Source organism: Streptomyces coelicoflavus, from assembly GCF_003112555.1.
GTDB lineage: Bacteria > Actinomycetota > Actinomycetes > Streptomycetales > Streptomycetaceae > Streptomyces > Streptomyces coelicoflavus.
In genome coordinates this window covers 87,682-103,375 of record NZ_BEWB01000018.1, presented here as the reverse complement: position 1 = coordinate 103,375, position 15,694 = coordinate 87,682, and the positions used below count along the sequence as shown (strand labels likewise).

Here is a 15,694-nt window from a genome sequence, read left to right as displayed (position 1 = left end):
CGCGTCACGCCTTCGTGGATGCCGACGCCGAGCGGGGGCGGAGCGTGCGCCGGTACTACCGTGCCTCGACCGTGATGACGCGGTCCTGACCGGCGACGAGGTCGAGCGGTTCGGCTCCGGAGGGGGTCCGGAGTTCGATGCGGTGGGTGCGGTCCGGGCGCAGGACGGCCGTCGCGGTGCCGTCCGGTGTCCAGGCGAGGTCGACCGAGGCGCCGAACCGGGTGCGTATGCCCCTGAGTTGGCCCTGGCGGCAGGAGGCGGGGAGGGCGGGCAGCAGGACCAGCCGGCCGGGGGTGGACTGCACGAGCATCTCGATGAGCACGGCGGGCAGGGTGTGGGCGGCGTCCGCGTTGTAGACGTCGCGGTGGGGGTAGTGCGCGCTCATCAGGGAGGCGTGGAAGTAGTCGCCGTCGAGGACCCGGCCGAGCGCGTGGGCGACCCGGTCGCCGTCACGGAGCCTGGCCGCGACGAGGGCGTGGTGGAGGTGGCCGTGGGCGGAGTCGTTCTCGGCGCCGCGCAGTTCGAGGGCGCGGTGGGCGGCCTCGGCCTGCTCGGGGGTGTCGTACGGGTTGATCTCCTCCAGCGGCCAGACCCCGTAGAGGTGGCTGAGGTGGCGGTGGTCGTAGGTGTCCGCCAGCCCGGGCCACGCCCACTCCGCGAGGGCGCCGTCGGCGTTGATCCGGTGCGCGGGGAGGCGGCCGGCGAGGGCGCGCAGGCGGTCGGCGCGGTCGGGGTGGCGGTCGGCGGCGATGAGCAGGGCGTGCCGGGCGGCGGAGAGGTCCATGGCCGCGTCGAGGGTGCCCCAGCTCGCGTTCGCGGGGCGGTTCTCGGGTGAGTAGGACGGGACGACGACCAGGTGTCCGTCGTCGTCGGTGCGGGTGAGGAAGTCCTCGTAGAAGGCGGCGACTTCGGAGAGTGCGAGGGTGGTGCGGGGGTCGCGCGTGCCGTAGGTCTCGTCGTGGTCGACGAGCGGCTTGAGCAGCCAGTCGGCGCCCGCGGTCCACAGGTGCAGGGGGTACTCGCGGCTGAAGTGGTACGTGTGGCCGCTCTCGCCGTCGGTGTGCGAGGGCGCGACCGCGCCCCGGGTGCCGAAGATCGCGCGGGCGTTGTCCCGCCAGTCGGGCAGTTGCCGGTGGACCAGCGCGGCGTGGGCCTCGGTGACCTCGGGCAGGGCGGCGGCCGCGGCGGAGGCGGTCTGGAGGTTGAGGTTGGCGTTGGTGGTGAAGGCCCCGGACCAGGCGGTGTTCCAGTCGCCGGTCCACAGGCCGGTGAGGCGGGGCGGGAGCAGGCCGCTCGCCGACAGCAGGTGGTAGCGGCCGGCGGCGAAGAGCCGTTCGAGGAGGGCCGCGCTGTGCGGCCTGGTGAGCAGGTCGGAGCCCGGCAGGGCGCGTTCGGCGGGGTCGGCGGCGAGGTCGAGGGTGACGCGTTCGTAGGCGGTGCGGTGGTGGGTCAGGTGCCGGGCGAGGAGGGCGTCGTAGGAGGCCAGGTGCGGCGCCGCGTACCGGGCTTCGCGCAGCAGGTCGCGCAGGGCGCGGCTCTCGGCGACCGTGTCCAGCTCGCCGGTGTGGCGGTGCACCCGGGTCAGCAGCAGCACCTCGGTGGCGCCCTCGACGAGGACGCCGGGCGGCGTGAGCCTCGTGGTGCCGCCGGTGACGGCGACGAGGGTGACGCCGGTGTACGCGAGGTCGCTGCCGGGGTAGCGGGCGCGCAGGGTGAGCAGGGCGCCCTCGGGGGTGAGGACGGCGCCGTGGCCGATGCCGAGTCCGGCGGGGGCGCCGGGGAGGCGGGGGTCGAGGGACAGGTCGAGGGTGAGGTGCGGGTCGCTGACGTGCTGGACGATCACGTCGTCGGCGCGGGAGACGAAGACGCGGCTGGCCCAGCCGGCGCGGGTGGCGGTCGTCTCGCCGGTGGTGAAGTCGACGGCGCGGCGGTAGGGGGCGTCCGTACCGTCGGGGGTCGGTCTGTTCAGGCGGAGCTGGAAGGCCGGGTGGAAGGGGCGTACCCATTGCAGCGGGCGGCCGTCGGTGAAGTCCTCGGCTGCCGTCGGGTCTCCGGCCAGCAGGCGGTCCTGGAGGGCGGGGAGTTCGGCGGCGAGGTTGGGCGGGCGGCGGTGGGCGTCGTCTCCGTCCGGACGGACGAGGGTGTGGTGGGTGACGATCACCCGGTCGGCGTGCGGGTCGCCGTGCACGAGGGCGCCGTGGTGGCCGTTGCCGCTGAGGAAGGCGTCCTCCCAGCGGGCGGCGGGCGCGGGCTCCCAGGTGCCGTGGACGGGCGTGGCGCTCATGGCTTCAGCACCGCCACGGCGTAGCGGCCGAGGGTGATCCGGTCGGTCGCCGTCGTCTCCGTCAGCAGGTCGTGGTGGGTGCCGGGGAGGTCGACGGTGACCGGTTCGCGGCCGTGGTTGAGCAGGAACAACAGGTCTCCTCGCCGGACCGCCTCGACGCCGTCCGGAAGCCCGTCGAGCACCGGACGGACGTCCGCGCCGGCGGCGACGCGGGCCAGCAGGGCGCGCAGCGCGTCCGGCTCGGGGAGCGTGGAGACGTACCAGGCGCGGCCCTTGCGCAGTACGGCCGGCAGTCCGTCGAGTTCGCCGCCCTTGTACGGCACGGTCTCGTCGGCGGAGCCGTCGGGCTCCAGTTCCTCGGACCACAGGGTGCCGCGCAGGCCGCCCTCGCACTCGGCGCTGCCGCCCGGCTCCAGCGGCCACCACTCGTGGAGGGTGCGGATGCCGAACAGGCCGCGCAGCCGGGCGTCCATGGCGCCGGGCCGTACCCGGTCGTCCTGGTCGGCGACGCCGGTCAGGAAGCCGCAGACGAGGGTGCCGCCGCCGCGCACGTACGCGAGGAGGTTGTCGACGGCGGCGTCGGTGAGGAGGTAGAGCTGCGGGACGACGACGAGCCGGTAGCGGGTCAGGTCGTGGCCGGGGTGGGCGAAGTCGGTGGTGATTCCGGCCCGCCAGAGCGCGCGGTGCCAGGCGCCGAGGACGTCCGGGTAGTCGGCCTCGCGGGAGGGCCGGGCCTCCTGGTCGCCGGCCCACCAGGAGTGCCAGTCGTGCAGGACGGCGACGTCGGCGGTGACCGCGGCGCCGGTGACGTGCGGGGCGATCCGGGCCAGGTCGGCGCCGAGCCGCCGCACCTCCTGGTACGTGCGTCCCTGCTCGCCGGCGTGGGAGACCATCCCGGAGTGGAACTTCTCGGCGCCCTGCCGGGACTGCCGCCACTGGAAGTGGCAGACGGCGTCGGCGCCGCGGGCCACGGCCTGGAGCGACCAGAGGCGGTGGAGACCGCGCGGCTTGGGGTGGTTCACTCCGCGCCAGTTGACGGGTCCGGCCGCCTGTTCCATGAGCATCCACGGGCCGCGTGCCTGGGAGCGGGTCATGTCCTGGACGAGGGCGCCGTGCTGGGCGCCGGACGGGTCGCGCGGGTCGGGGTAGAGGTCGACGGAGACGACGTCCTCCTCCTCGGCCCAGCGCCAGGCGTCCTGTCCCGCCCACAGCGGCATGAAGTTGGTGGTGACCGGGAGGTGGGGGCTGTGGCGGCGGACGATGTCGCGCTCGGCGGTGTAGCACTCCAGGAGCATGTCGGAGGTGAAGCGCCGGAAGTCGAGGACCTGCGCCGGGTTCTTGAGGTAGTGGGTGCGGCGGGCCGGCAGGATCTCCGCCCAGTCGCCGTAGCCCTGGCTCCAGAAGGCGGTGCCCCAGGCGGTGTTGAGGGCGTCGAGGGTGCCGTAGCGGTCCTCGAGCCAGCGGCGGAAGCGGGCGGCGGCCTCGTCGCCGTGGTCGTAGGTGCAGTACTCGTTGTTGATGTGCCACATGGTGAGGGCGGGGTGCTGCCCGTAGCGCGCGGCCAGGGCCTCGGTGATGGCGGCGGCGTGGCGGCGGTAGACGGTGCTGGAGTGCGAGAAGTGCTGCCGGCCGCCCCACCACTCGGTGCGGCCGTCCTCGTCGCGGGGCAGCGTGTCGGGGTGCAGGTGCCCCAGCCAGGGCGGGGGTGAGGCGGTGGGGGTGGCGAGGACGACGCCGATGCCGTGGGTGTGCATCAGGTCCATGAGCCGGTCGAGCCAGGCGAAGTCGTGGACGTCGGGGCGCGGTTCGAGCTTCGACCAGGAGAAGACGCCGAGGGTGACGGAGTTGACGCCGGCGGCCTTCATCAGGCGGACGTCCTCGGGCCAGGTCTCCTCGGGCCACTGCTCGGGGTTGTAGTCGCCGCCGTAGAGGATGCGGCCCAGGGTGGCGTCGGACAGGTGCGGCATCAGCCCTTCACCGCCCCGGTGAGCATGCCCTTCTTGAAGTGGCGCTGGACGAAGGGCGACAGGACGGCGACCGGCAGCAGGGCCATGACCATCACGGCCATCTGCACGGCTAGGCCGGAGAGTTCACCGGTCTTGATCGCCTGGCCGAGGCCGACCGGCGCCTCCTGCTTCTGCACCAGCTGGATCATGACGTTCTGGAGCGGCAGCATGTCCTGGTCGTTCAGGTAGAGGGAGGCGTTGAACCAGGCACTCCAGTAGCCGACGGCGTAGAACAGCGTGATCACCGCGACCACCGCGCGGGACAGCGGCAGCACGATCTGCCACAGGATGCGCAGGTCGCCGGCGCCGTCGATGCGGGCGCTGTCGATCAGTTCCTGGGAGATGCCCATGAAGAAGCCGCGCAGCACCAGGATGTTGAAGACGCTGATGGCGCTCGGCAGGATCAGCGCGAGGTAGCTGTCGGTGAGGCCCAGGGACTGCACCAGCAGGTAGGTGGGGATGAGACCGGCGCTGAAGAACATGGTGGCGAGCAGCACCATGAGGATCCAGCGGTGGGCGAGGGAGCCGCTGCGGGAGAGCCCGTAGGCGCACAGCACGGACACCGCCATGGAGAACAGGGTGCCGACGAGGGTGATGCCCACGCTGACGAGCGCGGCGCGGGTGACCTGGCCGCCGCTGAGCAGTTCCTGGTAGGCGACGAAGGTGATGTCCTTGGGGATCATCACCAGGCCGCCGGCCTCGTCGATGGACTTGCGGGTGGACAGGCTGGTGACGATCACGATCCACAGCGGGAACAGGATGCCCAGGCAGGCCAGGAGCAGGACGAGCCCCTTGCCGGCGAGTCCGGCGCGGCTGGGCCTCTCCTCCCACACGGGGCGGGGCGGGGCCGCCCACCGGCGGGGTGGGCGCGCCGGCCGGTCGCCCGCGGAGGTCGTCGCCTCTCGGACGGAGGTCGCTTCGGGTACGGCGGTCACTTCTTGTACACCCCCTGCTCGCCCATGAGGTGGGCCACCTTGTTGGCCGCGAGGACGAGGCCGAGACTGATGACGCCCTTGACGAGGCCGGCGGCGGCCGCGTAGCCGAAGTCCTGGTTGCGTACGCCGTTCCACCACACGAAGGTGTCCAGGACCTCCGCGGCGCCCGGCCCCACGGCGCCGCGTTGCAGGAGGATCTGTTCGAATCCGACGGTGAGGGCGTCGCCGACGCGGAGCACCAGGAGCAGGGCGACGACCGGGCGCAGTGCGGGCAGGGTGACGTGCCACATGCGGCGCCAGCGGTTCGCGCCGTCCATCGCGGCCGCCTCGTACAGGTCGGGGCTGACCGAGGCGAGGGCGGCGAGGAAGACGATGATCCCCCAGCCGGCGTCCTTCCACACGCTCTGCGCGGTGATCAGGAACTTGAAGGTGTCGGGGTCGGTCATGATGTCGAGCCCGTCGTACCCGTGCTGCCGCAGCAGCTGGGAGAGGAGCCCGGCGCCGCCGAGGAGCTGCTGGAAGACGGCGACGACCAGCACCCACGAGAAGAAGTGCGGCAGGTAGAGGATGGCCTGCGAGATCGCCCGGACCCGGGGCCTGACCACGCTGTTGATGAGCAGCGCGAGCAGGATCGGGATGGGGAAGTACAGCAGGAGCTGGAGGACGAAGAGGACGAGGGTGTTCCGGACCGCGTTCCAGAAGGCGGAGTCCTCGAAGATCCGCTGGAAGTTCTCCAGGCCCACCCACGGGCTGTGCAGGATGGAGACGACGCCGTTGTCGCTGAGGTAGGGGTCGTACTCCTGGAAGGCGACGACGTTGCCGAGGATCGGCACGTAGTTGAAGACCAGGAGCAGCACGACGGCCGGCAGCGTCATCAGCAGCAGGACGCGGTCGCGCCGGAACCTCAGCCGCAGGCTCAGCTTCCCGGTGGCCGGTTTGTCCGGGGCCCCCTTGTCGCCGCCGTGCGCCTCCGGGAGCTTCTTCTTGACTTCTTCGGCCTCGGTGTCGGTCCGAGGCACCGTGCTGTGCGACACGGCGGTTCTCCTTGCCTCGTACCTGGTCAGCCGGCCGCGGAACCGTTCTCGTCGAGGATCTTCCGGTACCAGTCGCGGAGCTTGTCCCCGCCCTTGCTCTTCCAGTCGGAGACGGCCTGCTGCATGTCGGCGATCTTCTTGCGGCCGCGGACGATGTCGTCCTCAAGCTGCTCGAAGTCGTTGGAGAGGTTGGTGTAGCGGGCCGGCTCGGTGATCTGCATGCCGTAGAACGAGGGCTTCTTGGTGACGGCGCCCATGCGCTGCTGCCACTCGACCTGCCCCTTGGCCACCTCGGGGAAGTCGGGGTGGGCGATGGTCGCGGCGGGGCTCGCCACCATCACGTAGGCGTTCATCACGTCGATGTTGCCCTGGTCCGTCTTGGTGGGCACGCCGTCCTTGACGGTGTAGTGGGTGCCTTCCACGCCGTAGTTGGTGGCCATGTACTCCTTGGTCCCGTACGGCGCGGCGGTGACGTTGGCGACGGCCAGCACGTCTCGGATCACGGCCTCGGACGCCTTCTTGTTGACGAAGGCGAAGATGCTCGCCGGGTTCTGCGCCCACAGGGTCGGGGCGCCGCCGTCGTGACCGAAGAGGTCCATGCCCCAGATACGGAACTCCGGGTTCTGCGTGGCCTGTTCGGCGGTGCGGCTCCACCACTGCGACATGTCCTGGTTGTAGATCAGGAACTCACCGGCGGCGAACTTGGGGCCGGGGTCGGCGGCGTTGGACTTGCCGAGCTTGGCGTCGGGGTGGACGACGCCGGCGGCGAACAGCTTGCGCGTCCACTCCAGTGCCTCGAGGTACTCCTCGGTCTCGATGCGGTAGATCAGCTTGCCGTCGGTCTCGTTCCAGCCGAGCGACTTCTCGTTGCCGGAGAGCACACCGAAGGCGTTGAAGGCGGTCCACTTCATGTCCAGGCAGGCCCAGCGCTTGGCCCTGGCGTTGGTGGCGTCCTTGGCCAGCGCCATGAACTCGTCGCACGAGCGGGGGATTTCGTAGCCCTCCTTCTCGAAGACGTCCTGGCGGTAGAACGGGACGATGCCGGTGACGTACGAGGACGGCATGGGCAGGCCGCGCAGCTTGCCGCCGAAGATGGACCGCTGCCAGGCGTCGGTGGGGATCGCGGCGAGGTTCGGGTACTCCTTGACCGCGTCGCCGGAGAGGTAGGGGCCCAGGTCGGCGAACTTGCCGATGATGGCGCTCGGGATCTTTCCGGTCATGTTCCAGCCGGGCACGACCACCACGTCGGGCACCTCGCTGGAGGCGAGGACGGCGCCGAGCTTCTGGTCGTAGGTGTTGCCGTCCTGGTTCTGCCAGACCACGTCGACGCCGATGAGGTCGTTCATCGACGTGTAGTAGGCGTTGTCCTCCTTGGGCGGGGACCCCCAGAACGGCGACATGACGGTGACCTCGCCGCCCTTGCCGAGCTTCTTCGGCACCGAGGACTTCAGGCCCGCCAGGTCGAGCTTGCCGGTGAAGCCGACCGCCGAACCGTTCTTGCTGGGGATGTCGGGGGTGACCACGTTGCTCGCCACGTACGCCGGGAGGATCTTCTTGGCGTCCTTCTTCGACGTGGTGCCGTCGCGCGAGCCTCCGTCGGATCCGCCGCAGGCGGAGAGCAGCGGCACTCCTCCCGCCACCGCTGCGGTGGCGACCGCGGTGGAGGCGAGGAAACTTCTCCGGCTGGGACCGGAGGCGGCGTTCGGCGTCATTTGCGTCAACCCTTCGTGCCTTCGTGGCGCACCGGGACACCCGACGGGGGCCGTCGGGTCGGTGTCTTGAGAGAACTGGGACCAGTTCGCGTCGAAGCGCTTCGATGTTGCAGCGAGGTTAAGTTAACCCCTCGGGGGGCACAAGAGCCGTCCCAAGATTCCTGACCGGCACTGCCCGCAGGGGACTTGACGGAACTCCTCCTCTCCACGTTGCAATGCCGGGCGGGCTCGGTCGCGATCCGTCGCGGTCTCTTGACACCCACCCTGGGCTGCACAGAGCATCGAAGCGCTTCGACGTCCTACCCGCTCCATCGCAAGGGGACCTCCACGTGACCGCACCCACGCCGCCGTTCCGTGATCCGCACCTGCCGTTCGCGAAGCGCGTCGACGATCTGATGTCGCGGCTCACGCTCGACGAGAAGACCGCCTTCCTGCACCAGTTCGCGCCCGCGGTCGAACGTCTCGGCATCGCCGCCTTCCGCACCGGCCAGGAGGCGCTGCACGGTGTCGCCTGGATGGGGCCGGCGACCGTGTTCCCGCAGGCCGTGGGGCTGGGCGCCACCTGGAACGAGGACCTCGTGCGCCGGGTCGGCGAAGCGGTGTCCAAGGAGGCCCGGGTGATGCGCGCACGGGACGGACGCGTCGGCCTCAACGTCTGGTCCCCCACCGTGAACCTGCTGCGCCACCCCCTGTGGGGCCGCAACGAGGAGGGCTACTCCGAGGACCCCAAGCTGACGTCCGCCGTCGCCACCGCCTACACCCGGGGACTGCGCGGCGACCACCCGGCGTACTGGCGCACCGCGCCCGTCCTCAAGCACTGGCTCGCGCACAACAACGAGACCGCCCGGGACACCTCCTCGTCCTCCGTCCGGCCGCGCGTCCTGAACGAGTACGACCTGCGGGCCTTCCGCGAAACGGTCGAGGCGGGCGCGGTGGCCGGGGTGATGCCGGCCTACAACCTGGTCAACGGCCGTCCCAACCACCTCTCCCCCCACCTCGGCGGGCACCTGCGCACCTGGACGGAGGAGGACCTCCTGGTCTGCTCGGACGCGGGCGCGCCCTCCAACCTGGTCGACTCGGAGCACTACTTCGACACCCACGAGGAGGCGACCGCCGCCGCACTGCGGGCCGGGGTGGACAGCTTCACCGACCACGGCACGGACTCCTCGAGGATCGTCGCGCGGGTCCGGGGCGCGCTGGAGCAGGGCCTGCTGACGGAGGCGGACGTGGACGCGGCCGTGCGGCGGCAGCTGTCGGTCCGTTTCCGGCTCGGCGAGTTCGACGCCGAGCACGACCCGTACGCCGTGACGGCGGACAGCGAACGGGACTTCGACTCGCCGGAACACCGGGCGCTCGCCCGGGAGGCGGCCGAGCAGGCGGTGGTCCTGCTCAAGAACGACGGCGTCCTGCCCCTGACCCCCGGCACGCGCGTCGCCGTCGTCGGACTGCTCGCGGACGAGTGCAAGCTCGACTGGTACAGCGGTACGCTCCTCCACCGCTCGACCCCGCTCGAGGGCCTGTACGAGCGGTTCGGCGCCGACCGCGTGAGCTTCGCCGAGGGCGTGGACCGGGTCGTGCTGCGCACGGCCGACGGCAGGTTCCTGCACGTCCCGCCGTCGGACGAGGCCCCCGCCGAGGCGCGTGGCACGGAGGGCGCCCTCGACCCGGCCCTGCTCGCCGGCCGCACCGACCTGCCGCCCCTGACCACCGACGCCACCGGCACCGAACTGGCGCTCGTCGACTGGGGCGAGGGCGTGCTCACCCTGCGCGCGCCCGACGGACGCTACCTGTCCGTCGCCGAGGACGGCTTCGTCCGCGCCTCCGCCGACCAGCCCGGGGGCTGGGTCGTGCAGGAGACCTTCCGGCTGGAACCGCACGCGAACGGTCACCTCCTGAGGCACACGGGAACGGGTCGTCCCGTCCAGGTCGCCGCCGACGGGGTGAAGGTTGCCGCTGACGACGCGGACGCCGAGGTCTTCGGGCTGACGGTCGCCGAGCGAGGCGAGGACGCGGTGGCGCGGGCGGCGGCCGGGGCGGACGTGGTCGTGGTGGTCGCGGGCAACGACCCGCACATCAACGGCCGCGAGACCGAGGACCGTACGACGCTGCGCCTCCCCGGCCACCAGGAACGGCTGCTGCGCGCGGCCCGCGCCGCCAACCCGGCGACGGTGCTCGCGCTGGTGTCCGCCTACCCGTACGCGGTCGACGCCGAGACGCTCCCGGCGGTGCTGTGGACGGCGCACGGCGGCCAGGCGGCCGGCACCGCGCTGGCCCGGGTCCTCGCCGGGGACGTCTCCCCGGCGGGCCGGCTCCCGCAGACCTGGTACGCGGCCGACGCCGACCTGCCCGGTCTGCTCGACTACGACGTGATCGGCGGCCGCCAGACCTACCTGTACTTCGAGGGGACGCCCCTGTTCCCCTTCGGGCACGGCCTGTCCTACGCGTCCTTCGGGTACGCGGACCTGGCGGCGGGGATCGAGAACGGGTCAGTGTCGGTGTCCTTCACGGTCACCAACACCGGGGAGGTGGCCGCCGACGAGGTGGCCCAGCTCTACGTCCGTGCCGCCGAGCCGTCGGTGCCGCGCCCGCGCCGCGAACTGCTGGCCCACCGCCGGTTCGCCCTGGCCCCGGGCGCGTCGACCCGGGTGTCCTTCGAGGTCCCGCTGTCCGCCCTGGCGTTCTGGGACGTGGCGCACGGCCGGTGGCGGGTGGAGCCGGGCCCGTACGACCTGCTGGTGGGCGCCTCCAGCGAGGACGTGCGCCTGTCCGCGACCGTCGCCGTCGACGGCGAACCCGCCGCACCGCGCCCGGTCCGTGAACGCGGTCTGGAGGCGGCCGACTTCGACGAGCAGAGCGGCACGGAGCTCGTCGACCGGACGAAGGTCACCGGCGACGCGGTGACGCCGGCGGCCGGAGGATCGGGCGAACTGCTCTACCGAGCCTGTGACTTCGGCACCGGCGTGACGCGGGTGACCGTGTCGGTCGCGGGCGGCGGCACGGTCGAGGCGGCCCTGGACGGGGGCCCGTGGACGACGGCGCTGTCCCCGGCCGCGCCGACCGCGGGGCCGTACGACTACGTGGAGCTGGACGGCCCCCTCGTCGCCGAGGGCGTCCACGACCTCCGCATCAGGCTGCGCGGCTCACTGCGGCTCGCGCACGTCGGCTTCTCCGGTTGAGGGTCCGGGGAGGTCCGGCACGGGGACGGGGTCCGGTACCGGTGGCCAAGGGCTACCGGTACCGGACCCCCGACTCGCGACCCGCTCTGACCAGGCCCAGTTCGTAGGCGACGATCACCGCCTGGGCCCGGTCGCGCAGTTCCAGCTTGGCGAAGAGCCGGTTGATGTGGGTCTTCACGGTGTGGTCGGTGATGGTGAGCCGCTCCGCGATCTCCGTGTTGGACAGGCCCCGCGCGATCAGGGTCAGCACCTCCGTCTCCCGGGCCGTGAGGTCACCGGCCGCGGGGACGGGCAGCCGTGAGCCGCGCGCGTGCACGAACTCGGCGATCAGCCGCTTGGTGATCTCGGGCGACAGCAGGGCGTTGCCGCTCGCCACCACCCGTACCGCGTGCAGCAGTTCGGGGAAGGTGGCGTCCTTGAGCAGGAAGCCGCCCGCTCCGGCCGCGAGCGCGTCGTACACGTACTCGTCGAGCCCGAAGGTGGTCAGCATCAGGACCTTGGTCGCACCCCCGGACGCGGCCAGGATCTCGCGGGCCGCCTCGATCCCGTTCTTGTGCGGCATCCGGATGTCGAGGAGCGCGAGGTCGGGCCGGGTCTCCCGGGCCGCCAGCACCGCCCGCACCCCGTCCTCCGCCTCGGCGACGACCTCGATGTCCTCCTGGGTGGCGAGGAGGTTCACGAACCCGGTGCGGACGACCGCCTGGTCGTCGGCGACCAGTGCCCTGATCACGTGCGGCTTCCCCGCTCGCTCCCCGGCGCTCATCCGCTCCCCCCTGCTCATCCGCTCCCCCAAGGCAGCTCCGCCTCCACCAGGAAGCCGCCGTCCGGGCCCGCCCCCGCCGTGAGCCGCCCCCCGACCAGGGCGGCCCGCTCCCGCATGCCGGTCAGCCCGTGCCCCGTACCGGCGACGGAGTCCGGACCGGAACCGGGATCCGAGCCGGGACCGGTGCCCGGACCGTCGTCGCGGACGCGGAGGGTGAGCAGCCGGCCGGCGCCGTAGTCGACCTCGACCACGGTACGGGCGCCGGGGGCGTGCTTGCGGGCGTTGGTCAGCGCCTCCTGGGCGATCCGGTAGGCGGACAGCTCCCACGCGGCGGGCAGCGCCACCCGCTCCCCGGTGATCCGCAGCTCGGCCGGGCCGCCCACGGCCCGGTGCTGCTCGACCAGTTCGGCCAGATGGTCCAGGGTCGGCTGCGGCGCGGTGAGAGCGGCCGGGCCGGTGTCGCCCGGGGGCGTGCGCAGGACGCCGAGCAGGCGGCGCAGTTCGGCCATCGAGGAGCGGGCGGTGCCGGCGATCTGCTGGAAGCCGTCACGCGCCTCCGGCGTGAGTCCGGGCGTGGTGTACGTGGCGCTCTCGGCCTGTACGGCGATCATCGACACCGAGTGGGAGACGATGTCGTGCAGTTCGCGGGCGATCGCGGCGCGTTCCGCCTCGGCGGCCTGCTGCCGCTCCATGGCGATCAACTTGGCCTGCGCCAGGCTCCGTTCGGTGCGTGTCTCCTCCCGGGAGCGGACCGCGTCACCCATCATCACCGCTCCGAAGACGACCACGGTCAGCAGGAACGACTCGGCGAACAGGCTGAGCGATCCCTTCTCCCACAGCGCGGGCACCGGCAGGTCCATCCGCGACCAGGTGTTGATGTGCACCAGGTTGACGCACACCGCGCCGAGCGCGCCGCCCGCGACGGTGAGGGCCGGGTGCAGCACCCGGTTGCGGCCCAGCGAGTAGCAGCCGGTCAGCCCGCTCACCATGATCGACACGTACAGGTTGACGTCCCCGGCGAAGGCGATCAGCCCCGCCGCGACGGTGAGCATCGCGACGGGCGGGAAGGAGCGCCGCCACATCAGCGAGGCCGCGGACACCAGCACTCCGACCGTGGTCGTGACGCCGCCCGGAACGGCGATCAGCTCCACGACCGCGCCCACCGTCACGGCACCGCCGGTGATCCAGGGGTAGGCGGGCGCCGCGATCCAGTCGCGCAGGCGCTGTTGGGGCGACGTACTCATTCCTCCATGATCCCGGCCGGGGCAGGGGCGCGCGTCACCGCCCGGGTGGAGTCCGGGACCGGATGTCGTACCACGGGTTGACTTCCGGCTGCGGAGCCTCGGTTGACGCCCTGGGACCTGCGGATTCCTAGCGTCGACGGACATGGGGAAGACCTTTGGGGAACGGGTCGCCGGGTACGCCGGGCGGCACGTCGAACGGTACGCGTGGGCCGGGTGCGCGGTGGCGGCGACGGGCTTCGCGCTGGTCTCGGGCCCGGTGCCGCACCGGATGTGGGGATGGTCGGCCGGGGCGGGGTACGCGCTCGCGGCGTTCCTGTCCTCGGGCTCCGCTGCGCGCCGGGCGGCTCGCGCTGTCGCGGTGGCGGGGGCCGTCGTGGTCCCGCTCGTCGTCCTGGTGGCGGCGGGGCTCGGGCAGTCGGAGGTCGCCGTGGTCGAGCGGTCGGGGCGGCTGCTGCTCGCCGGTGGAAGCCCGTACCTCACGGCTCCCTCGGCCGTGGCCGACTTCAATCCCTATCTGCCGGGGATGGCGCTCTTCGGCGTCCTGCCGGGAGATCCCCGCTGGTGGCTGGGCGGCACGTTCGTCGTGTCCCTCGCCGCGGCCCGGCCGTGCCGCGTCGGTCCGCTGCTCGCCTGCCCGCTGGTCGCGCTGCCCCTCGCGGTGGGCGGCGTGGACCTGCCGGTGGCCGGCCTGATGTGCCTCGGCCTCGCACTGGCGGGGCGGGGCCGGCCGGGTGGGGCCGGTCTCGCGCTCGGTGCCGCAGCGGCCCTCAAGTGGACCGCCTGGCCCGCGCTGCCGGTGGCCCTGGCCCTGATCGCCGTACGGCAGGGCGGCCGTTGCGCGGCGCGGTGCGCGGGCGTGGGCCTGGGCACGGGGGCGGCGGTGGTCCTGCCCTTCGCACTCACCGATCCCACCGGCTTCTTCCGCAACGTCGTCGCCTTCCCGTTCGGGCTCACGGCCACCGCCTCGCCCGCCGGCAGCCCGCTGCCCGGTCACCTGCTCGCGGCACACGTCCCCGGCGGCACGGTGATCGCTCTCGCGCTCCTCACGGCCGGCGCACTGCTGATCGGTGTCTCGCTCGCGGTGCGCCCTCCGCGGACGCTGCGGGCGGCGGCCGGACGGCTCGCGCTCGGCCTGGGCCTGGCGACGGTCCTGATGCCGGCGACGCGCTTCGGCTACCTGGTCTGCCCGCTGGTCCTGGCCGCACTGGCACACCGTCCGCCGCACCGCGCCCCCTTGGCCACCGACCGTTCCCTCGAGAGGACCCCCGCATGACGAGCGCCGCCCGCACGCTGATCGTCACCAACGACTTCCCGCCCCGGCAGGGCGGGATCGAGACCTTCGTCCGGGAACTGGCCGACCGCTTCCCGCCCGACGGGGTGGTCGTCCTCACCGGCTCCCCCACCCCCGCGGCCCAGCCCGGCGAGCCCGTCCCGTACCCGGTGGTCCGGCACCCGGCCCGCACCCTCCTGCCGACGCCCCGCGCCACCGCCCACGCCGCGGCGGTGGCCCGCCGGTACGGCTGCGACCGGGTGTGGTTCGGCGCGGCGGCGCCCCTCGCGCTGATGGCGGGACGGCTGCGCCGCACGGCGGGGATCCGCACAGCCGTCGCCACCACCCACGGCCACGAGGTGGGATGGGCCCGCACCCCGGGCGCCCGGTGCCTGCTGCGGCGCGTCGGCACCGAGGTGGACACGCTGACCTGGCTGGGCGACAGCACCCGGGGCCCGATCGAGGCGGCCCTCGCCCCCGGTGCCCGGACCGCCCGCCTGGTCCCCGGCGTGGACACCGGGGCCTTCCACCCGGCCGTCGACGGCGCCCCGGTCAGGACGAGGTGGGGTCTGGGCCACCGCCCCGTGATCCTGTGCGCGGCCAGACTGGTCCCGCGCAAGGGCCAGGACACTCTGGTCAGGGCGCTGCCCTGGGTGCGCAGGGCGGTCCCGGACGCCGTACTGCTGCTGGCCGGCGACGGCCCCTACCTGTCCGGGCTGCGGCAACTGGCCCTGCGCGAGGGCGTCATGGACTCGGTCTTCTTCGCCGGCGGCCATCCCCACCACGCGCTGCCGTCCTTCTACGCGGCGGCCGACGTCTTCGCGATGCCCTGCCGCACCCGCAGGGCCGGTCTGGAGGTGGAGGGCCTGGGGATCGTGTACCTCGAGGCCGCCGCGTCCGGGCTGCCGGTCGTCGCGGGCGACTCGGGCGGCGCCCCGGACACGGTGCGCGAGGGCGAGACGGGGTACGTCGTCGACGGCCGTTCGGTCGCGGCGACGGCGGACCGGCTGATCAGGCTCCTGCGCGACCCCAGGCTCGCCCGCGCCATGGGCGACGGCGGCCGCCAATGGGTGCGGACCGCGTGGTCGTGGGACCGGTCGTACGCGACGCTGCGGGACCTGCTGTCGGGTCGGACGGCGGGCTGCCGCACAGTGGGGGCGGACGAAACCGCCCGCACCGCGGGACCGGACTGAACGGCCGCACCGCGGGACCGGCAGAGACCCCCCGCGCCGCGGGGCGGTCGAACCGGCCCGCGGCGCGGCCGACCGCC

At 73.0% G+C, this 15,694-nt stretch carries 10 protein-coding genes; 3 read left to right on the top strand and 7 right to left on the bottom strand.

The genetic code is table 11. From position 1 onward, the window contains the following. Window positions 1–55 precede the first annotated feature (55 nt). Genes Sco07f_RS35120 through Sco07f_RS35100 form a run of 5 tightly spaced genes read right to left on the bottom strand, consistent with a single transcriptional unit; the run spans window position 56 to window position 7,971 of the window. A complete protein-coding gene (locus Sco07f_RS35120; RefSeq protein WP_108990260.1) occupies window positions 56–2,284 on the bottom strand; it encodes a glycosyl hydrolase family 95 catalytic domain-containing protein in 2,229 nt (742 codons plus the stop codon). Then, a complete protein-coding gene (locus Sco07f_RS35115) occupies window positions 2,281–4,251 on the bottom strand; it encodes a beta-galactosidase (protein ID WP_108990259.1) in 1,971 nt (656 codons plus the stop codon). The genes Sco07f_RS35120 and Sco07f_RS35115 overlap by 4 nt, the downstream gene beginning before the upstream one ends. After that, the gene (locus Sco07f_RS35110; protein WP_108990258.1) at window positions 4,251–5,225 is read right to left on the bottom strand and encodes a carbohydrate ABC transporter permease; all 975 of its coding nucleotides are present in this window, start codon (window positions 5,223–5,225) and stop codon (window positions 4,251–4,253) included. The genes Sco07f_RS35115 and Sco07f_RS35110 overlap by 1 nt, the downstream gene beginning before the upstream one ends. Further along, window positions 5,222–6,259: an ABC transporter permease gene (locus Sco07f_RS35105; RefSeq protein ID WP_108990257.1), complete on the bottom strand. Its 1,038-nt coding sequence runs from the start codon at window positions 6,257–6,259 to the stop codon at window positions 5,222–5,224. The genes Sco07f_RS35110 and Sco07f_RS35105 overlap by 4 nt, the downstream gene beginning before the upstream one ends. Before the next feature lie 26 nt (window positions 6,260–6,285). Beyond that, entirely contained in the window at window positions 6,286–7,971 is a 1,686-nt protein-coding gene (locus tag Sco07f_RS35100; protein ID WP_108990256.1) for an extracellular solute-binding protein, read from the bottom strand. Window positions 7,972–8,300: 329 nt separating this feature from the next. On the opposite strand from Sco07f_RS35100, the gene Sco07f_RS35095 reads away from it, so the two are divergent. Further along, complete coding sequence (locus tag Sco07f_RS35095; RefSeq protein ID WP_108990255.1) at window positions 8,301–11,147, top strand: glycoside hydrolase family 3 C-terminal domain-containing protein; 2,847 nt, start codon at window positions 8,301–8,303, stop codon at window positions 11,145–11,147. A gap of 52 nt (window positions 11,148–11,199) precedes the next feature. Here Sco07f_RS35095 and Sco07f_RS35090 read toward each other — a convergent pair whose 3' ends face one another. Together Sco07f_RS35090 and Sco07f_RS35085 are read right to left on the bottom strand one after the other, a co-directional pair. After that, window positions 11,200–11,928 carry a response regulator gene (locus Sco07f_RS35090; protein WP_244942214.1) on the bottom strand — a complete coding sequence of 243 codons (729 nt, stop codon included), beginning with the start codon at window positions 11,926–11,928 and terminating at the stop codon, window positions 11,200–11,202. Beyond that, on the bottom strand, window positions 11,925–13,154 hold the full coding sequence (locus Sco07f_RS35085) for a sensor histidine kinase (RefSeq protein ID WP_108990254.1): 1,230 nt from the start codon (window positions 13,152–13,154) through the stop codon (window positions 11,925–11,927). Before Sco07f_RS35085 ends, Sco07f_RS35090 begins: the two co-directional genes overlap by 4 nt. 142 nt (window positions 13,155–13,296) lie before the next feature. Between Sco07f_RS35085 and Sco07f_RS35080 the strand changes: the two genes are divergently transcribed. After that, on the top strand, window positions 13,297–14,427 hold the full coding sequence (locus Sco07f_RS35080) for a glycosyltransferase 87 family protein (RefSeq protein WP_108990253.1): 1,131 nt from the start codon (window positions 13,297–13,299) through the stop codon (window positions 14,425–14,427). Further along, window positions 14,424–15,617: a glycosyltransferase family 4 protein gene (locus tag Sco07f_RS35075; RefSeq protein ID WP_108990252.1), complete on the top strand. Its 1,194-nt coding sequence runs from the start codon at window positions 14,424–14,426 to the stop codon at window positions 15,615–15,617. Before Sco07f_RS35080 ends, Sco07f_RS35075 begins: the two co-directional genes overlap by 4 nt. The last annotated feature ends 77 nt before the right edge of the window (window positions 15,618–15,694 follow it).